Source organism: Pseudomonas sp. C8002, from assembly GCF_013385765.1.
Classification (GTDB): Bacteria; Pseudomonadota; Gammaproteobacteria; order Pseudomonadales; family Pseudomonadaceae; genus Aquipseudomonas.
The window spans coordinates 470,156-489,823 of sequence record NZ_JACAPJ010000005.1 but is presented as its reverse complement, the minus strand read 5'-3'; the positions used below and the strand labels follow the sequence as shown (position 1 = coordinate 489,823).

General features: G+C 60.6%; 18 protein-coding genes. 5 read left to right on the top strand and 13 right to left on the bottom strand.

The genetic code is table 11. From position 1 onward, the window contains the following. Positions 1-78: 78 nt before the first annotated feature. Positions 79-2,442, top strand: a complete 2,364-nt coding sequence (locus HX814_RS08895; RefSeq protein WP_177009081.1) for a penicillin acylase family protein — start codon at positions 79-81, stop codon at positions 2,440-2,442. A 131-nt stretch (positions 2,443-2,573) separates the two neighbouring features. Here the strand turns inward: HX814_RS08895 and HX814_RS08890 are convergent, their stop codons facing one another. Beyond that, the gene (locus HX814_RS08890) at positions 2,574-3,476 is read right to left on the bottom strand and encodes an AraC family transcriptional regulator (protein ID WP_177009080.1); all 903 of its coding nucleotides are present in this window, start codon (positions 3,474-3,476) and stop codon (positions 2,574-2,576) included. A gap of 99 nt (positions 3,477-3,575) precedes the next feature. On the opposite strand from HX814_RS08890, the gene HX814_RS08885 reads away from it, so the two are divergent. Then, a complete protein-coding gene (locus HX814_RS08885; protein ID WP_008438910.1) occupies positions 3,576-3,929 on the top strand; it encodes a carboxymuconolactone decarboxylase family protein in 354 nt (117 codons plus the stop codon). Here HX814_RS08885 and HX814_RS08880 read toward each other — a convergent pair. Next, the gene (locus HX814_RS08880; protein WP_177009079.1) at positions 3,907-4,872 is read right to left on the bottom strand and encodes a GlxA family transcriptional regulator; all 966 of its coding nucleotides are present in this window, start codon (positions 4,870-4,872) and stop codon (positions 3,907-3,909) included. The two genes, HX814_RS08885 and HX814_RS08880, sit on opposite strands and share 23 nt — an antisense overlap. 267 nt (positions 4,873-5,139) lie before the next feature. Here HX814_RS08880 and HX814_RS08875 point away from each other — a divergent pair, with 267 nt between their 5' ends. After that, positions 5,140-5,781, top strand: coding sequence for an HD domain-containing protein (locus tag HX814_RS08875; RefSeq protein WP_003213877.1), 642 nt, complete (start codon positions 5,140-5,142; stop codon positions 5,779-5,781). A 144-nt stretch (positions 5,782-5,925) separates the two neighbouring features. On the opposite strand, the gene HX814_RS08870 is transcribed toward HX814_RS08875, so the two are convergent. From HX814_RS08870 to HX814_RS08835, 8 genes are all read right to left on the bottom strand, one after another. Further along, positions 5,926-6,813 (bottom strand): ABC transporter permease subunit, encoded by an 888-nt coding sequence (locus tag HX814_RS08870; protein ID WP_008438909.1) that lies wholly within the window; start codon positions 6,811-6,813, stop codon positions 5,926-5,928. Continuing rightward, complete coding sequence (locus HX814_RS08865; protein WP_003213882.1) at positions 6,810-7,730, bottom strand: ABC transporter permease subunit; 921 nt, start codon at positions 7,728-7,730, stop codon at positions 6,810-6,812. The genes HX814_RS08870 and HX814_RS08865 overlap by 4 nt, the downstream gene beginning before the upstream one ends. Continuing rightward, on the bottom strand, positions 7,727-8,869 hold the full coding sequence (locus HX814_RS08860; protein ID WP_003195240.1) for an ABC transporter ATP-binding protein: 1,143 nt from the start codon (positions 8,867-8,869) through the stop codon (positions 7,727-7,729). The genes HX814_RS08865 and HX814_RS08860 overlap by 4 nt, the downstream gene beginning before the upstream one ends. 75 nt (positions 8,870-8,944) lie before the next feature. Then, on the bottom strand, positions 8,945-10,039 hold the full coding sequence (locus HX814_RS08855; protein WP_102370128.1) for a polyamine ABC transporter substrate-binding protein: 1,095 nt from the start codon (positions 10,037-10,039) through the stop codon (positions 8,945-8,947). A 165-nt stretch (positions 10,040-10,204) separates the two neighbouring features. Next, the gene (locus HX814_RS08850; protein WP_177009125.1) at positions 10,205-11,299 is read right to left on the bottom strand and encodes a polyamine ABC transporter substrate-binding protein; all 1,095 of its coding nucleotides are present in this window, start codon (positions 11,297-11,299) and stop codon (positions 10,205-10,207) included. Between the two features lie 207 nt (positions 11,300-11,506). Beyond that, the gene (locus HX814_RS08845) at positions 11,507-12,871 is read right to left on the bottom strand and encodes an aspartate aminotransferase family protein (protein ID WP_003213889.1); all 1,365 of its coding nucleotides are present in this window, start codon (positions 12,869-12,871) and stop codon (positions 11,507-11,509) included. A 58-nt stretch (positions 12,872-12,929) separates the two neighbouring features. Continuing rightward, positions 12,930-14,288 (bottom strand): glutamine synthetase family protein, encoded by a 1,359-nt coding sequence (locus tag HX814_RS08840; protein ID WP_003213891.1) that lies wholly within the window; start codon positions 14,286-14,288, stop codon positions 12,930-12,932. Positions 14,289-14,327: 39 nt separating this feature from the next. Next, on the bottom strand, positions 14,328-15,107 hold the full coding sequence (locus HX814_RS08835) for a gamma-glutamyl-gamma-aminobutyrate hydrolase family protein (protein WP_003213893.1): 780 nt from the start codon (positions 15,105-15,107) through the stop codon (positions 14,328-14,330). A gap of 278 nt (positions 15,108-15,385) precedes the next feature. Between HX814_RS08835 and HX814_RS08830 the strand changes: the two genes are divergently transcribed. Beyond that, positions 15,386-16,762: a glutamine synthetase family protein gene (locus tag HX814_RS08830; protein WP_003213894.1), complete on the top strand. Its 1,377-nt coding sequence runs from the start codon at positions 15,386-15,388 to the stop codon at positions 16,760-16,762. Positions 16,763-17,014: 252 nt separating this feature from the next. Further along, positions 17,015-17,653, top strand: a complete 639-nt coding sequence (locus HX814_RS08825) for a TetR/AcrR family transcriptional regulator (protein WP_003213896.1) — start codon at positions 17,015-17,017, stop codon at positions 17,651-17,653. Positions 17,654-17,824: 171 nt separating this feature from the next. Here the strand turns inward: HX814_RS08825 and HX814_RS08820 are convergent, their stop codons facing one another. From HX814_RS08820 to ssuC, 3 genes are read right to left on the bottom strand one after another with little or no spacing between them, the layout of a single operon-like run. Then, positions 17,825-18,040: a molybdopterin-binding protein gene (locus HX814_RS08820; RefSeq protein WP_003213899.1), complete on the bottom strand. Its 216-nt coding sequence runs from the start codon at positions 18,038-18,040 to the stop codon at positions 17,825-17,827. Positions 18,041-18,069: 29 nt separating this feature from the next. Continuing rightward, positions 18,070-18,876: an aliphatic sulfonates ABC transporter ATP-binding protein gene (gene ssuB, locus HX814_RS08815; RefSeq protein ID WP_003213901.1), complete on the bottom strand. Its 807-nt coding sequence runs from the start codon at positions 18,874-18,876 to the stop codon at positions 18,070-18,072. After that, positions 18,873-19,661, bottom strand: a complete 789-nt coding sequence (gene ssuC / locus HX814_RS08810) for an aliphatic sulfonate ABC transporter permease SsuC (protein WP_008438905.1) — start codon at positions 19,659-19,661, stop codon at positions 18,873-18,875. The genes ssuB and ssuC overlap by 4 nt, the downstream gene beginning before the upstream one ends. Positions 19,662-19,668 lie beyond the last annotated feature (7 nt).

Below are 19,668 nucleotides of genomic sequence, written 5' to 3'. Positions count from 1 at the left end.
AGAGCATTTTCCGCAGCGCTCGCCAAACCCACTAAACTGCCCGAATCTTCACGGTGACCGACTAATAAGGGACAACCCATGAAACGCATCCTGACCGCGCTGGCCATCCTGCTCGTAGCCCTTATGGTTGGCGCCGGCTGGTACGTGTACAGCAAGCAGCCGACCCGCCAGGGCACGGTGGAGCTGGCCCATCTGCAAGGTTCGGTCACGGTGCGCTACGACGACCGAGGCGTGCCGCATATCCGCGCCGAGAACGAGACTGACCTGTACCGTGCCCTCGGCTACGTACATGCCCAGGACCGGCTATTCCAGATGGAAATCATGCGGCGCCTGTCCCGTGGCGAGCTGGCCGAGGTGCTGGGGCCCAAGCTGCTGGAGACCGACAAGCTATTTCGCAGCCTGCGCATTCGCGAGCGCGCCTTGAGCTACGTCGAGCACATGGACCATGAGTCTGCGTCCTGGAAGGCCCTGCAAGCCTACCTGGACGGGGTCAACCAGTATCAGGACAGCCACGCCAAACCCATGGAGTTCGACGTACTGGGCATCCCCAAGCGCCCGTTTACCGCCGAAGACACCATCAGCGTCGCCGGCTACCTGGCCTACAGCTTTGCCGCAGCCTTTCGCACCGAACCCTTGCTGACCTACGTACGCGATCAGTTGGGCAACGACTACCTGAAGGTCTTCGACCTCGACTGGCAGCCCAAGGGCGCGCTGAACCTGGCGGCCGGTGACTGGAAAGACCTCGGCGCCATTGCCCAGTTGAGCGAACAGGCCATGGCCGACAACGGCCTGCCGCAGTTCGAAGGCAGCAACGCCTGGGCCATCAGCGGCAGCCGCACCAAGAGCGGCAAGCCGTTGCTGGCGGGTGACCCGCATATCCGTTTCTCGGTGCCGTCGGTGTGGTACGAGGCGCAGCTGTCGGCGCCGGGCTTCGAGCTTTACGGCTATCACAACGCGCTGGTGCCGGTGGCGTTCCTGGGCCACAACAAGGATTTCGGCTGGAGCCTGACCATGTTCCAGAACGATGACCTCGACCTGATCGCCGAGAAGGTCAACCCGGACAACCCCAACCAGGTCTGGTACCACGACAAGTGGGTGGACATGACCAGCAGCGAGCAACAGATCGCGGTCAAGGGCCAGGACCCGGTAACCCTGACCCTGCGCACCTCGCCCCACGGTCCGATCATCAACGACGTGCTCGGCGAGAATGCCGGCAAGACGCCGATTGCCATGTGGTGGGCATTCCTGGATACCGAAAACCCGATCCTCGACGGTTTCTATCAGCTCAACCGTGCCGATACCCTCGCCAAAGCGCGTGCGGCGGCGGCCAAGGTCCAGGCGCCTGGCTTGAACATCGTATGGGCCAATGCCAAGGGCGATATCGGCTGGTGGGCGGCGGCGCAATTGCCGATCCGCCCGGCCGGGGTCAACCCGGGCTTTATCCTCGACGGCAGTACCGCCCAGGCGGACAAGCTCGGTTTCTACCCATTCAGCGCCAACCCCCAGGAAGAAAACCCGGCCCGCGGTTATGTGGTGTCCGCCAATGCCCAGCCGGCGTCACCCACCGGCATGCCGATCCCCGGGTATTACAACCTGGCGGACCGTGGCCAGCAGTTGAACGCGCAACTGAGCGACAACAGCGTGAAATGGGACGTGGACAACAGCCAGGCCTTGCAGCTCGGCACCACCACCGCCTACGGCCCACGGCTGCTGGCACCGCTGCTGCCGGTGCTGCGTGAGGTGGTCAAGGACCCGGCGCAGTTGAAGCTGGTGGAGCAACTGGCAGCCTGGAAAGGCGATTACCCGCTGGACTCCACCAGTGCCACGCTGTTCAACCAGTTCCTGTTCAACCTCACTGACGCGGCGTTCCACCCGAAACTGGGCGATGGGATGTTCAAGACCTTGCTCACCACTCGGGTAGTGGACGCAGCCTTGCCGCGCCTGGCCGCTTCAGCGGATTCGCCGTGGTGGGATGGCCACCGCGCCGAGACCGTCAAGCTTGCCTGGGACAACAGCCTGCAACACCTCAAGGCGACCTTTGGTGAGGATCCATCGCAGTGGCAATGGGGCAAGGCCCACACCCTGACCCACGGCCATCCACTGGGCTCGCAGAAGCCGTTGGACAAGATCGTCAACGTAGGCCCGTTTGCCGCTCCCGGCACCCATGAAGTGCCCAACAACCAATCCGCACAGATCGGCCCGGCGCCGTGGCCGGTGACGTACGGGCCGTCGACCCGGCGCCTGATTGATTTCGCCGATGCCGCCCATGGGCTGACCATCAACCCGGTCGGGCAGAGTGGTGTGCCGTTCGACAAGCACTATTCCGATCAGGCGGAGACGTACATCGAAGGCGGGTATGAGCAGGCGCATTTCAATGATGAGGAAGTGACGGCGAATACTCGTAGTACGCTCAAGCTGTTGCCGGCCCGGACACCGCAATAACTGAAGAAACAAAAAACCAATGTGGGAGCGGGCTTGCTCGCGAATGCGGTGGATCAGTCAATACATCTGGTGACTGACACTCCGCATTCGCGAGCAAGCCCGCTCCCACATTTTGATTTGCGTTGTTGCTTCTAGCGGGTACGCAGCCGCCCCGGCGCCTCACCGTAGGTTTCCTTGAATTTCTTGCTGAACGCCGCCTGGGATTGATACCCCGCCCGAGCGGCAATATCCGTCAGGCTCAGCCGCGACTGATGCAGCAGGTTGAGCGCCAGCTCCATGCGCAACTGCGTCAGCAACACCCACGGCGACACGCCCGCCACTTTGACAAACCCACGCATGAAGGTCGCCCGGGACATCGACGCGGCGCTGGCCAGGCTGTCGATGGTCCACTCATGCCCAGGATCCGCCAGCATCGCCTGCCAGGCCTTGCCCAGGCGTTTGTCGGTCAACAAGGCAAAGGTGCCCGCCACCGGCGCTTGCTGCGTCAGCCATGCCCGCAGGATCAGGGTGAACAACGCCGACGACAGCGCATCAATGAAAAACCGCGCCCCCAGCCGCTGCCCGTCCGCCTCGCTGCGCAACAGTGCGATCAATGCCGCCAGCTGCCCATCGGCCTGCCATTGCCGGCTGGACACCACCAGGTAGTCCGGCAACGCACTGAACAGCAACGACTGGCGGTTGTAGCGAAAGCTGCCGCAGAGCATGTCCACGTCCGGCTGCTCACCGCCCAGGCGATGGATCGGCAGCAAGCCGCCTTCGATCACGGTCTGCGCCACCGGCTTTACCCGCGCGCCCTGGCTGCGCACCAGGTGCGTCGCGCCACCGGGCATCAACAGGATGTCGCCCTCCTCCAACGTCACCTGCTGCCCGCCGGACAATTCGGCGCGGCAGGTGCCCGCCAGCACAATGTGGTACGGCGCCACGCCCAGCGGCTCGGGCTCGTGGTCCATGGCCCAGGCGCCCTGGAACTGGCAACGCAGGTCCAGGCTGCCCCGCAGGTTGGCCAACGCGATGAGGGTGTCGATGGAGTTCATTTGCGAGCATCGGTCAAAAAGGTGAGTGGATCGAACAAAAGCGCCAAACCTGAACCGCGCACACTGGCTTCACACCCAACCCGTTCAGGAGTTAACACGATGTTCAATAACTGGTCCGACTTGCTGCCTACCGTGAAGAAAGCCTTTGGCGCGCTGGGCAAGAGCAACCCGAAGATGGTCAAAGCCTACATGGCGCTGGGGGAAGCAGCCGAGGAAAATGACGTCCTGGATGCCAAGACCCGCGAGCTGATTTCCATCGCCGTGGCCATCACCACCCGCTGTGACGGCTGCATCGGCGTGCATGCCGACGCGGCGATCAAGGCCGGCGCCACCCGCGAAGAAGTGGCCGCGACCCTGGCCACCGCGATCTCGCTGAATGCCGGCGCGGCGTATATCTACTCGCTGCGCGCCCTGGAAGCCTATGACACGCTCAAACCGGCGCCGCAAAATTAAGCCGGAATTGTTGCGGCGTCACGCCCAGCCGGCGATTGAACACACTGCGCATGTGCTGGGCATCGCGAAAGCCGCATTGATACGCCACGGTCTTGAGCGGTGCGTGGGTGCTTTCGAGCATTACCCGCGCCGCATCCACCCGCGCCCGCTCGACGAACTCCGCCGGAGTGATCTGCGCTTCCCGGGCAAATACCCGCGAGAAGTTGCGCGCGCTCATGTTGGCGGCTTTGGCCAGGTCGGCGATGGTCAGGTCGCCCGTCAGGTTGGCCAATACATACAGCTGCACCAGCGCCACCGCCGAGGTGGCTTGCGCGTGGGGTGTCAGGAACGGGCTGAACTGCGACTGCCCGCCGGAACGCTGGGTGAACACCACCAGGCGCTTGGCCACGCTGAGGGCGACTTCCGGGCCGTGGTCCTGGGCCAGCAGGTACAGCGACAGGTCGATGCCCGCCGTCACCCCGGCCGAGGTGTAGAGGTTGCCGTCCTGCACATAGAGGCGGTCGGCTTCGACCTGGGCCGATGGGCACAAGCTGGCCAGATCGGCAGCGTCGCCCCAATGGGTGGTGACGGTGCGCCCGTCCAGCAACCCGGCGCGGGCGAGCATGAAGGCACCGTTGCAGATGGAGCCGAAGCGCTTCGCCCGCGCGCTTGCGTCCCGCAGCCATTGATTGAACACCGGGCCGAAATCCTCGAAGGGCAGCTGCGGCCCGCCGGCCATCAACAGCAAGTCGTAAGGCTCGAGGGCCTCGCTGAAATGCCGGTGTGCCTGCAACGACAAGCCGTTGGAACAGGCCATGTTGCCGTGCCCCAGGCCAATCACCTCCAGCTGGTAATGCGCCTCGGGCGGCAGAAAACGGTTGGCCTCGCAGAACACATCCAGGGGCCCGGTCACGTCCAGTGACTGGACGCCGGGGAAGATCAGGATGGCGACGGTTTTGCCCATGGATAGAAACACCTTTTTCCAACTGAATAAATGCAAAACCCCTGTGGGAGCTGGCTTGCCTGCGATACAGGCGACGCGGTCCATCAGGTATACCGAGGTGATGCTATCGCAGGCAAGCCAGCTCCTACATTTGATCGCGCATAGCCTTGGCGCGATATCGCGGCACATTGGCCGGGATCGCATCCTCGCCGCGATGGCCCCTTCGCGGGCGCGCGACCAGACTGGACTCATCGGCGCCACCCCGGCGCTTTCTTGAGGAGAACGACCATGAGCACCACCATCGCCGGCATCAAGATCCCGGACAGCGCCCTGGCCAAGGCCACCACCGAATACATCCGCGACATCGAATCCGACCTGCTCTACCACCACTCCCGCCGGGTGTTCCTGTTCGGCGCATTGAGCGGCGAGCGCCAGCAGTTGGCCTATAACCCGGAGTTGCTGTACGTCGGCGCGATGTTCCACGACCTGGGCCTGGTGGAAGGTCACCGCAGTGACGACGAACGCTTTGAAGTGGACGGCGCCAACGCGGCGGCGGACTTTCTCAAGCCTTACGGGTTGAGCGATGACGACATCGAACAGGTGTGGTTGTCCATCGCCCTGCACACCACACCGGGGGTGCCCAAGCACTTGCGTCCAACCGTGGCGTTGGTGACCGCGGGCGTGGAAATGGACGTGCTGGGAATGGAGTACGCGGCGTTTACCAGCGTGCAGCGCGAAGCGGTGGTGCATGCGCATCCACGGGGTGAAGGGTTCAAGGAGTGCATCATCTGCGCGTTTGCCGACGGCCTGCGCCATCGCCCGCAGACCACGTTTGGCAACGTGAAGACCGATGTGCTGGTGGATCAGGAGCCGGGGTTCAAGCCGATGAATTTCGTCGAGGTGATTCGCAAGTCGCCTTGGACTGCTTAACCCGAATTGGAATGCAATCAAAATGTGGGAGCGGGCTTGCTCGCAAAGGCAGTGGATCAGTCAATACATCCGGTGACTGACACTGCGCTTTCGCGAGCAAGCCCGCTCCCACATTTTTGATCCGGTTTCTTCAGGGCTACCTGATTAGACCGGTGCTGGAGCCCGACGCGAATCCGCCGGCTTCTCCCAACCATCCGCAGCCGCTTCTTCAATCGCCTGCTGGATCGCTTTCTTGCGGTGCTCTTCCGCACGACGGCTGAAGAACCACACCAGGAAGGTCACGATCGACACCGCCAACAGAATCAGGCTGGCCACGGCGTTGATCTCGGGTTTAACCCCCAGGCGCACCGCCGAGAATACTTCCATCGGCAACGTGGTCGAACCCGGCCCCGACACGAAGCTGGCCAACACCAGGTCATCCAGCGACAGCGCGAACGACATCATGCCGCCCGCCGCCAGCGACGGCGCGATCATCGGGATGGTGATCAGGAAGAACACCTTCCACGGCCGCGCACCCAGGTCCATGGCTGCCTCTTCAATCGACAGGTCCAGCTCACGCAAGCGCGCCGACACCACCACCGCCACATACGCCGAACAGAACGTGGTGTGGGCGATCCAGATGGTCACCAGGCCACGTTCCTGCGGCCAGCCGATCATCTGCGCCATGGCCACGAACAGCAGCAACAGCGACAGGCCGGTGATCACTTCCGGCATCACCAGAGGTGCCGTCACCAGGCCGCCGAACAGCGTGCGGCCCTTGAACTGGCTGATGCGCGTCAGCACGAACGCCGCCAATGTACCGAGTGCCACCGCCGCAATCGCGGTGTAGCAGGCGATTTCCAGGGAGCGACCGACCGAGCCCATCAACTGGGTGTTGTCCAACAGGCCGACGTACCACTTGATCGACCAACCGCCCCACACCGTCACCAGTTTGGATTCGTTGAACGAGTAGATCACCAGGATCAGCATCGGCAGGTAGATGAACAGCAACCCCGCCACCAGCATGAAGCTTGAGAAACTGACGCGCTTCATATCTTGCCCTCCATCTCTTTGGCTTGGCTGCGGTTGAACAGGATGATCGGCACGATCAGGATCGCCAGCATCACCACCGCCAGGGCAGACGCCACCGGCCAGTCACGGTTGTTGAAGAATTCTTGCCACAACACTTTACCGATCATCAGGGTTTCCGGACCGCCCAGCAGTTCCGGGATCACGAACTCGCCCACCACCGGGATAAACACCAGCATGCAGCCGGCGATGATGCCGTTCTTGGACAGCGGCACGGTGATTTTCCAGAAGCTGTTGAAGGTGCTCGAACCCAGGTCCGACGCGGCTTCCAGCAGGCTCTGGTCGTGCTTCACCAGGTTGGCGTACAGCGGCAGGATCATGAACGGCAGGTACGAATAGACCACGCCGATATACACCGCAATGTTGGTGTTGAGAATCTGCAGCGGTTCGTTGATCAACCCGATGGACATCAGGAAGCCGTTGAGCAACCCGTTGTTGCTGAGGATGCCCATCCACGCATAGACCCGGATCAGGATCGCAGTCCAGGTCGGCATCATGATCAGCAGCACCAGCACGGTCTGGATTTCCTTGCGTGCGCTGGCAATGGCGTAGGCCATCGGGTAGCCGATCAGCAGGCAGAGGATGGTGCTGAAAAACGCCATCTTCAGCGAGCCCAGGTACGCCGCGATGTACAACTCGTCATCGCCCAGCATCCCGTAGTTGGCCAGGTTCAGCACCAACTGCAGTTTCTGTTCAACGAAGGTGTAGATCTCGGTGTAAGGCGGGATCGCTACGTCGGCTTCGGCAAAGCTGATCTTCAAGACGATGAAGAACGGCAGCATGAAGAACAGGAACAACCAGAGGAAAGGGATCCCGATGACCACATGCCGGCCACCGGGGGTTATTCGTTGCAGCTGGCGTTTGAACTTCTTCATGTTCATGAGCGAAGTACCACGCCGCTGTCGTCTTCCCACCACACGTACACCTGGTCGCCCCAGGTAGGGCGCTGGCCACGGCGTTCGGCGTTGGCCACGAAGGATTGCACCAGCTTGCCGCTCGGCAATTCGACGTAGAACACCGAATGGCCGCCGAGGTAGGCGATGTCATGCACCTTGCCGCTGGACCAGTTGTGCTCGCAGGTCGGCATTTCGGTGGTCACCAGCAGCTTTTCAGGGCGGATGGCGTAGGTCACCGACTTGTCTTCCACCGAAGTGGCGATGCCGTAGCCGACGTAGATATCGCGGTCCAGGTCCGGGCACTTGAGTACCGCGTGGCCTTCGGCGTCGTCCACCACCTGGGTGTCGAAGATGTTGACGTTGCCGATGAACTCGCACACCAGGCGGCTGGTCGGCGTTTCATAGATGTCGATCGGGCTGCCGATCTGGGCGATCCAGCCCAGGTGCATGATCGCGATGCGCTCGGCCATGGTCATGGCCTCTTCCTGGTCGTGGGTCACCATCACGCAGGTCACGCCCACGCGCTCGATGATCTCCACCAGCTCCAGTTGCATCTGCGAACGCAGCTTCTTGTCGAGTGCGCCCATCGGCTCATCGAGCAGCAGCAGTTTCGGACGCTTGGCCAGGGAACGCGCCAGCGCCACCCGCTGACGCTGGCCGCCGGACAGCTGGTGCGGCTTGCGCTTGGCGTACTGGCTCATCTGCACCAGCTTGAGCATCTCGGCCACACGGGCGTCGACCTCGGCCTTGGGGATCTTGTCCTGCTGCAGGCCAAACGCGATGTTCTGGGCCACGGTCATGTGGGGGAACAAGGCGTAGGACTGGAACATCATGTTGATCGGCCGCTCGTACGGCGGCATGTCGGTGATGTCCACACCGTCGAGGTAAATGCGTCCTTCCGTTGGGCGCTCGAAGCCTGCGAGCATGCGCAGCAAGGTGGATTTGCCCGAACCCGATCCGCCGAGCAAGGCAAAGATTTCGCCTTTCTTGATTTCCAGGGACACATCGTCCACCGCAATCGTCTCGTCGAACTTCTTCGTGACCCGGTCGATTTTGACCAGCACCTTTTTCGGTGTCTGGTCGCCCTCGAGGGCTTTCTTATAGGCGCCGGAGGCAACTGCCATTTACGAAACTCCCAGAATAAAAAGAGTGCAGCTCGCCCAATACGGGCCAGCCTTGGATAGTTTGAGCGTTAAGCCTTACTTGCCCGTCTTGACCTTGGTCCAGCTACGGGTCATCAAACGTTGCACTTTCGGGGGTAGCTCGAAGTTGACAAAAGTCCGGTCGAGAACCGCCTGCGGTGGGTAAACCGCTTCGTCGGTGCGTATCGATTGCTCCATCAGTTTGTCCGCCCCTGGGTTAGGGTTGGCGTAACCGACGTAATCACTGACCTGAGCGATCACTTCAGGTTTCAGCAAATAGTTGATGAAGGCGAGGGCCTCTTTGACGTTGGTGGCATCCTTGGGGATGGCCAGCACGTCGAACCACAGGTTGCCGCCTTCTTTCGGAATCACGTAGGCGATGTTCACGCCTTTGCCCGCCTCGGCCGCACGAGCCTTGGCCTGGAACACATCACCGGAGAAGCCGGCCGCCACGCAGATGTTGCCGTTGGCCAGGTCCGAGATGTATTTGGAAGAATGGAAGTAGGTCACGTAGGGACGCACTTTCAGGAGTTTCTCTTCAGCCTTCTTGTAGTCTTCAGGGTTGGTGCTGTTGGGGTTGAGGCCCATGTAGTTGAGGACCGCCGGCAGCATTTCATCCGCCGAGTCCATGAACGACACACCGCACGTGGCCAGCTTCTTCATGTTTTCCGGCTCGAACAGCACGGCCCAGGAGTCGATCTTGTCGACGCCCAGCACTTCCTTGACCTTGTCGACGTTGTAGCCAATGCCGTTGGTGCCCCACAGATACGGCACGGCGTACTGGTTGCCCGGGTCGTTCTTTTCCAGACGCTTGAGCAGCGCCGGGTCGAGGTTGGCGTAGTGGGTCAGTTGCGACTTGTCGAGCTTCTGGAACGCGCCGGCCTTGATCTGCTTGCCGAGGAAGTGGTTCGACGGCACGACCACGTCATACCCGGTACGCCCGGCGAGCAACTTGCCTTCCAGGGTTTCGTTGGAGTCAAACACGTCGTAGACCGGCTTGATGCCGGTGGCCTTTTCAAAGTTGGCCAGGGTGTCCGGGCCGATGTAGTCCGACCAGTTATAAATATGCACAGTCGGCGCGGCCTGCACGCTGACAGCCAGCGTGATACCTGCACCCACCAGCAAGGCTTTGCGAAATAAAGAAATTGGCAAGTGGAGGTCCTCTTAAATAGTTGGGCCCGAAGTTGTTGCCCGGCAACAAAACCGGCGCGCAACTTACCCTCGATAAACCGATCCGGCAAAACTTTCTGTCATTTAATTGTTTCGCTAACCACCGCGCGCATCGCGGCAGTTAGCAAAACAGGTATCAACGCGGCTTTACTTGCCCGATTTGATTTTGGTCCAGCTGCGGGTCATTTCCCGCTGAGTAGCAGCCGGCAAGTCAGCAATGGCATACAGCTTGGCTTGCACGTCCGCTGGCGGATAAATGCCTGGGTCGCTGGTGATGTCTTTGTCGACCAACGCGGTAGCTTTCTCGTTACCGTTCGGGAAACGTACGCTGTTGGTAATGCCCGCCATGACTTCCGGCTTCAGCAGGTAGTTCATGAACTTGTAGGCAGCGTCGACATTCTCGGCATCTTTAGGGATAGCGACCATGTCATAGAAGCTGCCGGCACCTTCTTTCGGAATGTCATAGGCAACCTTGACCTTGCCACCGGCTTCAGCCGCGCGGGACTTGGCCTGTTGCACGTCACCCGAATAACCCACGGCTACGCAGATGTTGCCGTTGGCCAGGTCGGAGATGTACTTGGACGAGTGGAAGTAGCCGATCGAAGGACGCAGCTTGAGGAACAGGGCCTCGGCTTGCTTGAGGTCTTCCTTCTTCTGGGTGTCGGTCGGCAGGCCCAGGTAATGCAGTGCCACTGGCAGCATTTCGGTTGGCGAATCGAGGAAGCTCACACCGCAGCCTTTGAGCTTGGCGAGGTTTTCCGGCTTGAGGATGGTGTCCCACGAGTCGATCTTGTCGATGCCCAGCGCGGCCTTGACCTTCTCCGGGTTGTAGCCGATGCCGATCGAGCCCCACATGTACGGGAAGGCGTGCTTGTTGTCCGGGTCGCTGATGGACACGGCTTTAAGCAGGGACTTGTTCAGGTTGTCGTAGTTCGACAGCTTGGACTTGTCCAGTTCCTGGTAAACACCGGCCTTGATCTGCTTGGCGAGGAAGTTGTTCGACGGCACGACAATGTCGTAGCCGGACTTGCCTGCCAGCAACTTGGCTTCCAGGGTTTCGTTGGAGTCGAACACGTCATAGACCACCTTGATCCCGGACTCTTTTTCAAAGTTCGCGATGGTGTCCGGTGCGATGTAGTCGGACCAGTTATAAACGTGCAGCACTTTATCGTCGGCGTTTGCCGCGCCTGCCATGGCCCCCATCAGGGACAAGGCCAGGAGGGTCTTGCCAGCGTTCTTCAAACCTAATGCCTTCATTCGGTCATGCTCCAATTTTTTCTTTTTTGGGCCACGTTCGTTCTTTAATTACAACGTGTTTCGCAGCCCGTCTAAGGGCGACAAAACAGGGCGACAGTCTGGCAAGTTCAGGGGCCGGCTTTCAACCAATGCCCCGCTTTTCTAACACCCCAGAAGCAGCGCCCGACAGGCGCTGCGTTCTGAGCCTAGCATTTAGCCCTGCAATGCCGCCAAAGTCAGGTCCAGGCAGTGCCGCGCCTTGGTCACCAACTCGTCTATCTCGGCCTTGCTGATCACCAACGGTGGCGAAATGATCATGGTGTCGCCGACGGCGCGCATGATCAGGCCATTCTCGAAGCAGAACGTGCGGCAGATCATGCCAACACCACGGCCTTCATAACGCTTGCGCGTTGCCTTGTCCTGAACCAGTTCGATGGCACCGAGCATGCCCACACCGCGAACTTCACCCACCAGCGGGTGATCAGCCAGTTCCCTCAAACGCTTTTGCAAATAGGGTGCCGTTTCGTCGTGCACGTGCTTAACAATTTGTTCATCGCGCATGATACGGATGTTTTCCAGGGCTACTGCTGCCGCCACCGGGTGACCGGAATAGGTGAAGCCGTGGTTGAAATCACCGCCTTCGTTCAGCACGGCGACCACTTCGTCGCGCACGATCAGGCCGCCCATCGGGATGTAGCCGGAGGTCAGGCCCTTGGCGATGGTCATCATGTCGGGCTTGAGGCCGTAGAAATCGCTACCGAACCACTCACCGGTGCGGCCAAACCCACAGATCACTTCGTCAGCCACGAACAGGATGTCGTACTTGGCGAGGATTTCCTTGATGCGCGGCCAGTAGCTGTCTGGCGGCACGATCACCCCACCGGCACCCTGGATCGGCTCGGCAATAAAGGCACCGACGTTGTCCACGCCCAGTTCCAGGATCTTCTCTTCCAACTGGTTGGCCGCCCACACGCCGAATTCTTCCGGGCTCATGTCGCCGCCTTCGCCGAACCAGTAAGGCTGGGCGATGTGGACGATGCCCGGGATCGGCAAGTCGCCTTGTTCATGCATATAAGTCATGCCGCCCAGGCTGGCGCCGGCCACGGTTGAACCGTGGTAGCCATTCTTGCGGCTGATGATGGTTTTCTTGTTCGGCTGGCCTTTGATCGCCCAGTAGTGGCGGACCATACGCAGCATGGTGTCGTTGCCTTCGGAGCCGGAGCCGGTGAAGAACACGTGGTTCATGCCCTGCGGGGCGATATCGGAGATGGCTTTGGCCAGTTCCAGCACCGGCGGGTGGGCGGTCTGGAAGAACAGGTTGTAGTAAGGCAGTTCTTTCATCTGCTTGGCGGCCGCATCAGCCAGTTCATCGCGACCGTAACCGATCGCCACGCACCACAGGCCGGCCATGCCGTCGAGAATCTTGTTGCCTTCGCTGTCCCACAGGTAAACGCCGTGGGCTTTGGTGATGATCCGTGGGCCTTTCTCTTTCAATTGCTTGAAGTCGCTGAACGGCGCCAGGTGGTGATCGCTGCTCAAGGCTTGCCATTCACGGGTTTGCGGGTTGTTGCTGGACATACCAATCTCCTAGATGTTTCAGGTGAGGACGCGCCGTTTGAAGGGCGCGCCCGGCGCATCAGACGGCGAAGAGCAGGAATTCCCGCTCCCACGAACTGATCACGCGCTTGAAGTTTTCATGCTCGGCCCGCTTGACCGCGACGTAGCCTGTGATGAATTTGTGACCCAGGTATTTCTCGATGGTCTTGCTGTTTTCCATGCGTTCCAGGGCGTCTTCGATGGTCAGCGGCAGGCGCAGGTTGCGGCGCTCGTAACCACGGCCCACCACCGGTGCGCTTGGGCTGATGCCTTCGACCATGCCGATGTAGCCACACAGCAAGCTGGCGGCAATCGCCAGGTACGGGTTGGCGTCGGCACCGGGCAGGCGGTTTTCCACCCGACGGTTTTGTGGGCCGGCGTCCGGAACCCGCAGGCCAACGGTGCGGTTCTCTTCGCCCCACTCCACGTTGACCGGCGCCGAGGTGTCGGGCAGGAAGCGGCGGAACGAGTTGACGTTAGGGGCGAACAGCGGCAACAGCTCGGGGATGAATTTCTGCAGGCCGCCGATGTGGTGCAGGAACAGCTCGCTCTTGGTCCCGTCTTCATTGGAGAACACGTTCTTGCCGGTGGCGATATCGATGATGCTCTGGTGCAGGTGCATTGCACTGCCGGGCTCGCCGGTCATGGGCTTGGCCATGAAGGTGGCCGCCACGTCGTGCTTGAGCGCCGCTTCGCGCATGGTGCGCTTGAACACCAGGATCTGGTCGGCCAAGGACAGTGCGTCGCCGTGACGGAAGTTGATTTCCATCTGCGCCGTGCCGTCTTCGTGGATCAGCGTGTCGAGGTCCAGTTCCTGCAATTCGCACCAGTCGTAGACGTCTTCGAACAACGGGTCGAATTCGTTGGCCGCTTCTATAGAGAAGGACTGGCGGCCAGTCTCCGGGCGACCGGAGCGGCCAATCGGCGGTTGCAGCGGGAAGTCCGGGTCTTCGCAGCGTTTGGTCAGGTAGAACTCCATCTCCGGCGCCACGATGGGCTGCCAGCCCTTGTCGGCGTAGAGCTTGAGGACTTTCTTGAGCACGTTGCGCGGCGACAGCTCGATCGGGTTGCCTTGCTTGTCGTAGGTGTCGTGGATCACCTGGGCCGTAGGCTCTATGGCCCAGGGCACGAGGTACACCGCGTTCTCGTCCGGGCGGCAGATCATGTCGATGTCGGCCGGGTCGAGCAATTCGTAATAGATGTCGTCTTCGACATAGTCGCCGGTCACGGTCTGCAACAGAACGCTTTCGGGCAGGCGCATGCCTTTTTCGGCGATGAACTTGTTGGTCGGCGAGATCTTGCCCCGGGTGATGCCGGTGAGGTCGCCAATCATGCATTCGACTTCTGTGATCTTGTGGTCTTTCAACCAATCGGTGAGCTGGTCGAGGTTGTTACTCATAAATGCCTCTGGGCTGTGTTTCCTGACATCCATTAAAGGTCAGGCGTAAGTTGACGCAGCATCCGCGTCGCGTTGCATCACCCGCTTTCGACAGGCATTGCCAAATGCCTGGAAGATTGCGAGGTAGTGCGGGTTAGAGCTTACCTGCCATTCGGGGTGCCATTGCACTCCTAAAGCAAAAGCCTTGCCCGCGGGCACTGAAAAGCCTTCGATCAGGCCATCCGGCGCGGTGGCCTCGACCTGGAAACCGGCCGCCAGGCGATCAATGCCCTGTGAATGGATCGAGTTGACCTGGATCGTCGACGGCAAGCCCAGGCTTGCCAATACCCCATTCGGGGAGATGGTTACCGGATGTGCCGGGCCGTACTGGATGTCCAGCGGCTGGGTGTCGTCTTCGCGGTGATCCATCATGCCCGGCACTTCATGAACCTTCTGGTGCAGGCTGCCGCCAAACGCCACGTTCATTTCCTGGAAGCCACGGCAAATCCCCAGTACCGGAACGCCGGCCGCTATGGCTGCACGCAGCAGCGGCAGGGTGGTTTGGTCCCGTGCAGAATCATGAGCAGTCCCGGGCGCGCTGGCCGGACCGTCGTAGTGAAAGGGTTCGATATTGGAAGGTGAGCCGGTAAATAGAATGCCGTCCAGGCCGTCAAGAATATTGGCCGGGTCGAGCAGATCCGCCAGGGACGGAATAATCAACGGCAAGCCCTTGGCAGCGGTGGCCACTGCACGGACGTATTTGTCGCCACTGATGTGATAAGCATGCAGACCGACCTGTTTGGAGCAGGCGGTGACGCCGATTAACGGCAGGCGAGACATGAAGCACCCCGGTATTATTGCTGTTATGGGTTTGAATCGAGCTTAGCCTTGTTCATTTTTTTACACAACACCCCCGTAAAAAATACAACACGGCCCGCTCAAACGTGCTGGTTCCAAGAGCCCCAATCCCAAAAAATCGCCCCAAAAAGCCCCAAAAAAGCCCTCACGGCGCTTTTTTAGGGCAAAAAAGGCCTCGCTTGACTTCGGCATGCCGTTCGGGTTGACTGAAACCCGAAGAGATCAATGATTGATATTTTTAACAACAAAGGTGTTGCATCATGTCGGTACCCCCGCGTGCCGTTCAGCTTAACGAAGCGAACGCGTTCCTTAAGGATCATCCTGAGGTTCTGTACGTAGACCTTCTAATTGCGGATATGAATGGTGTGGTGCGCGGCAAGCGCATCGAACGCACCAGCCTCCACAAGGTTTACGAGAAGGGCATTAACCTGCCTGCCTCTCTATTTGCTCTGGATATCAACGGCTCAACGGTGGAAAGCACCGGCCTGGGTCTGGACATCGGTGATGCTGACCGAATCTGTTATCCAATCCCCGACACCCTGTGCAATGAACCCTGGCAAAAGCGCCCAACCGCGCAACTGCTGATGACCATGCACGAACTCGAAGGTGAACCTTTCTTCGCCGATCCTCGCGAAGTACTCCGCCAAGTTGTAAGCAAATTTGACGACCTCGGTCTGACCATCTGCGCCGCGTTCGAGCTGGAGTTCTACCTGATTGACCAGGAGAACGTGAATGGCCGGCCACAACCGCCCCGCTCGCCGATCTCCGGCAAACGCCCGCACTCGACACAGGTCTACCTGATCGACGACCTCGACGAATACGTCGACTGCCTCCAGGACATTCTGGAAGGTGCAAAAGAGCAAGGCATCCCTGCCGACGCCATCGTCAAGGAAAGTGCCCCGGCGCAGTTCGAAGTGAACCTGCACCACGTTGCCGACCCTATAAAGGCCTGCGACTACGCGGTACTGCTCAAGCGCTTGATCAAGAACATCGCCTACGACCATGAGATGGACACCACCTTCATGGCCAAGCCTTACCCGGGCCAGGCAGGCAACGGCTTACACGTACACATTTCGATCCTGGACAAGGACGGCAAGAACATCTTTGCCAGCGAGGATCCCGAGCAGAACGCCGCATTGCGTCACGCGATCGGCGGTGTGCTGGAGACCCTACCCGCCCAAATGGCGTTCCTGTGCCCTAACGTCAACTCCTACCGTCGTTTCGGCGCACAGTTCTACGTGCCGAACTCGCCGTGCTGGGGCCTGGATAATCGCACCGTGGCGATTCGCGTACCGACCGGCTCGTCCGACGCCGTACGTATCGAACACCGTGTGGCCGGCGCCGACGCCAACCCTTACCTGCTGATGGCTTCGGTCCTGGCGGGCGTGCATCACGGCCTGACCAACAAGATCGAGCCTGGCGCACCGGTGGAAGGCAACAGCTACGAGCAGAACGAACAGAGCCTGCCGAACAACCTGCGTGATGCACTGCGCGAGTTGGACGACAGCGAAGTGATGGCCAAGTACATCGATCCTAAATACATCGATATCTTCGTCGCCTGTAAGGAAAGTGAGCTGGAGGAGTTCGAACACTCCATCTCCGACCTTGAGTACAACTGGTACCTGCATACCGTGTAAGCGGTTGCCGGGCTAAAAAGAACGCCGCAGGCCTTTGGCCTACGGCGTTTTTTTATGGCCGTTGTGGCGAGGGAGCTTGCTCCCGCCGGGCTGCGAAGCGGCCCCAATAAGAACACCGGGTTCTTTCAGGCGGAACCGAGGTGCAGGTCTTGGGCCTGCTGCGCAGTCCAGCGGGAGCAAGCTCCCTCGCCACAGGGTATGGATCATCCAGTGGCTCTGCGTACAATGCCCGCTGCCCTGTAGGAGACTTCAATGAATCGCCCTGCCACTCCTCGCAAACCCCGCGCCCGCAGCCAGGCCCGGATCGACGCGATCCTCGATGCCGCCCGCACCTTGCTGGCCGCCGAAGGCGTGGCCAGCCTGTCGATCTACAGCGTGGCCGAGCGGGCGCAGATTCCACCGTCATCGGTGTATCACTTCTTCGCCAGCGTGCCGGCGTTGCTGGAGGCGCTGACCGCTGACGTCCATGCGGCCTTTCGCGCGGCCATTCAGGCGCCCATCGATCATGATTCACTCAAGCACTGGCGCGACCTGTCCTGCGTGGTGGAGCAGCGCATGCTCAGCATCTACAGCAACGACGCCGCCGCCCGCCAATTGATCCTGGCCCAGCACGGGTTGACCGAAGTGACACAGGCCGACCGCCAGCACGACCTGGAGCTGGGAAACCTGATGTTTGAGGTGTTCAACCGGCACTTTGAGGTGCCGAGCCTGCCCGCCGATGTCGACGTGTTTGCCCTGGCCCTGGAACTGAGCGACCGGGTCTACGCGCGCTCGGTGCATCAGCATGGGCAAATCACCCCGCGCATGGCCGAGGAAGGCATGCGGGTGTTTGATGCGTATGTGGGGCTTTATCTGCCGGCGTTCTTGCCCAAGCGGGTGGCTGCGCTCTGATTTTTTGTTGCCTGTCCGGGCCTCTTCGCGAGCAAGCCCGCTCCCACATTCGACCGTATTCCAAAGGTAGAACTCGGTCAAATGTGGGAGCGGGCTTGCTCGCGAAAGCAATCTTGAGAACGACAAAAACCCCGACAGGCTTTCACCTTCGGGGTTTGTGCGAACCATTGATCACAACTTGGCGATCGACACCTCGGTGGATTTCACGAAGGCAATCACTTCACTGCCGATCACCAGTTCCAGCTCTTTCACCGAGCGGGTGGTGATCACGGAAGTGACGATACCGGACGCGGTCTGTACGTCGATTTCCGACAGCACGTCGCCTTCGACGATTTCCTTGATGGTGCCTTTGAACTGGTTACGCACGTTGATGGCTTTGATAGTCATGGTCGTTCTTCCTGTGTAAGACAAGTGAGTTATTGAGCCCAACGCAATTGCGTAGGCAGCGGTGAAACAGGTTCGGGTTCCGGCGGGGTGCCGGGCAGCGACAACACACGGTTAAGCACTTCGGTTTCCAGCGCCGCCAGGCGGTGGGAGCCACGTACCCGCGGACGTGGGAGTTCCACGTGCAGGTCGAGGCCGATTTCGCCGTCTTCGATCAAAATCACCCGGTCGGCAATGGCCACGGCTTCGCTGACGTCGTGGGTCACCAGCAACACGGTGAAGCCGTGCTTCTGCCAGAGGTTCTCGATCAGTTGCTGCATCTCGATCCGGGTCAGGGCATCCAGCGCCCCCAGCGGTTCGTCCAGCAGCAACAGGCGCGGTTGGTGGATCAGGGCGCGGGCCAGGGCCACGCGCTGCTTCTGGCCACCGGACAACGCCGCCGGCCACTCATTGGCGCGCTCGGCCAGGCCGACCGCTTCCAGCGCTTCCAGTGCCTGCGGGCGCCAGTTGCCCTTGAGGCCAAGGCCCACGTTGTCGATGATCTTTTTCCACGGCAGCAGGCGCGCTTCCTGGAACATCAACCGCGTGTCTTCAATCGCTTCGCTCAGCGGCGCGGAGCCGGCGAGCAGTTCGCCACCGCTGGCTTTGTCCAGCCCGGCCAGCAGGCGCAGCAAGGTACTTTTGCCGCAGCCACTGCGGCCCACGACCGCCACGAATTGACCGGCAGGAATATGCAGGTCGATTTCCTTCAGCACTTCCCGCGAACCGAAAGCCTTGCGCAACTTGCGCACTGCCAGGGGAATGCCCCGCAGCAGGCGTGGAGGTTGTTGAGCGGTCATGCCGCACCTCCTTTATTCACTTGATAAGCCGGGTGCCAGCGCAGCCAGACTCGCTCCAGGCCTCGCGCCGCCAGGTCTGCCAGCTTGCCGAGGACCGCGTAAAGCACGATCGCCAGAACCACCACGTCGGTCTGCAGGAATTCCCGGGCGTTCATCGCCAGGTAGCCGATACCGGAACTGGCGGAGATGGTTTCCGCGACGATCAACGTCAGCCACATAAAGCCCAGCGCGAAGCGCACGCCCACCAGAATCGAAGGCAAGGCGCCCGGCAAAATCACTTGGCGAAACAGGCTGAAACCGGACAGGCCATAACTGCGGGCCATTTCCACCAGCGCCGGGTCGACGTTGCGGATGCCGTGGTAAGTATTGAGATAGATCGGGAACAGCGTGCCTAGGGCGACCAGGAATATCTTCGCCGTCTCGTCGATGCCGAACCACAGGATCACCAGCGGGATCAGCGCCAGGTGCGGCACGTTGCGGATCATCTGCACCGAGCTGTCCAGCAGGCGTTCACCCCAGGTCGACAGGCCGGTAATAAAACCCAGGGTCAGGCCGATGCTGCCGCCGATCACAAAGCCCAGGCCCGCACGCCAGCCGCTGATGGCCAGGTGGGTCCAGATTTCGCCGCTGCGCACCAGGCTGACACCCGCTTCGATCACCGCGCTGGGTGCCGGCAGAATGCGCGTCGACAACCAGCCGGCCGAGACGGACAGCTGCCATACCGCCAGCAACAGGATCGGCAGCGCCCAGGGCGCCAATCGATGACTTAACTTTTCAAGGTTCATGGCGGCG

Excerpts from the sequence above, each read along its gene's own strand:
- HX814_RS08820 (WP_003213899.1), bottom strand. The coding sequence starts at position 18,040 with ATGACTATCAAAGCCATCAACGTGCGTAACCAGTTCAAAGGCACCATC.
- ssuC (WP_008438905.1), bottom strand. The coding sequence starts at position 19,661 with ATGAACCTTGAAAAGTTAAGTCATCGATTGGCGCCCTGGGCGCTGCCG.
- HX814_RS08880 (WP_177009079.1), bottom strand. The coding sequence starts at position 4,872 with ATGGGCAAAACCGTCGCCATCCTGATCTTCCCCGGCGTCCAGTCACTG.
- HX814_RS08890 (WP_177009080.1), bottom strand. The coding sequence starts at position 3,476 with ATGAACTCCATCGACACCCTCATCGCGTTGGCCAACCTGCGGGGCAGC.
- HX814_RS08845 (WP_003213889.1), bottom strand. The coding sequence starts at position 12,871 with ATGTCCAGCAACAACCCGCAAACCCGTGAATGGCAAGCCTTGAGCAGC.
- HX814_RS08885 (WP_008438910.1), top strand. The coding sequence starts at position 3,576 with ATGTTCAATAACTGGTCCGACTTGCTGCCTACCGTGAAGAAAGCCTTT.
- ssuB (WP_003213901.1), bottom strand. The coding sequence starts at position 18,876 with ATGACCGCTCAACAACCTCCACGCCTGCTGCGGGGCATTCCCCTGGCA.
- HX814_RS08835 (WP_003213893.1), bottom strand. The coding sequence starts at position 15,107 with ATGTCTCGCCTGCCGTTAATCGGCGTCACCGCCTGCTCCAAACAGGTC.
- HX814_RS08825 (WP_003213896.1), top strand. The coding sequence starts at position 17,015 with ATGAATCGCCCTGCCACTCCTCGCAAACCCCGCGCCCGCAGCCAGGCC.
- HX814_RS08840 (WP_003213891.1), bottom strand. The coding sequence starts at position 14,288 with ATGAGTAACAACCTCGACCAGCTCACCGATTGGTTGAAAGACCACAAG.
- HX814_RS08830 (WP_003213894.1), top strand. The coding sequence starts at position 15,386 with ATGTCGGTACCCCCGCGTGCCGTTCAGCTTAACGAAGCGAACGCGTTC.
- HX814_RS08875 (WP_003213877.1), top strand. The coding sequence starts at position 5,140 with ATGAGCACCACCATCGCCGGCATCAAGATCCCGGACAGCGCCCTGGCC.
- HX814_RS08895 (WP_177009081.1), top strand. The coding sequence starts at position 79 with ATGAAACGCATCCTGACCGCGCTGGCCATCCTGCTCGTAGCCCTTATG.
- HX814_RS08865 (WP_003213882.1), bottom strand. The coding sequence starts at position 7,730 with ATGAACATGAAGAAGTTCAAACGCCAGCTGCAACGAATAACCCCCGGT.
- HX814_RS08860 (WP_003195240.1), bottom strand. The coding sequence starts at position 8,869 with ATGGCAGTTGCCTCCGGCGCCTATAAGAAAGCCCTCGAGGGCGACCAG.
- HX814_RS08870 (WP_008438909.1), bottom strand. The coding sequence starts at position 6,813 with ATGAAGCGCGTCAGTTTCTCAAGCTTCATGCTGGTGGCGGGGTTGCTG.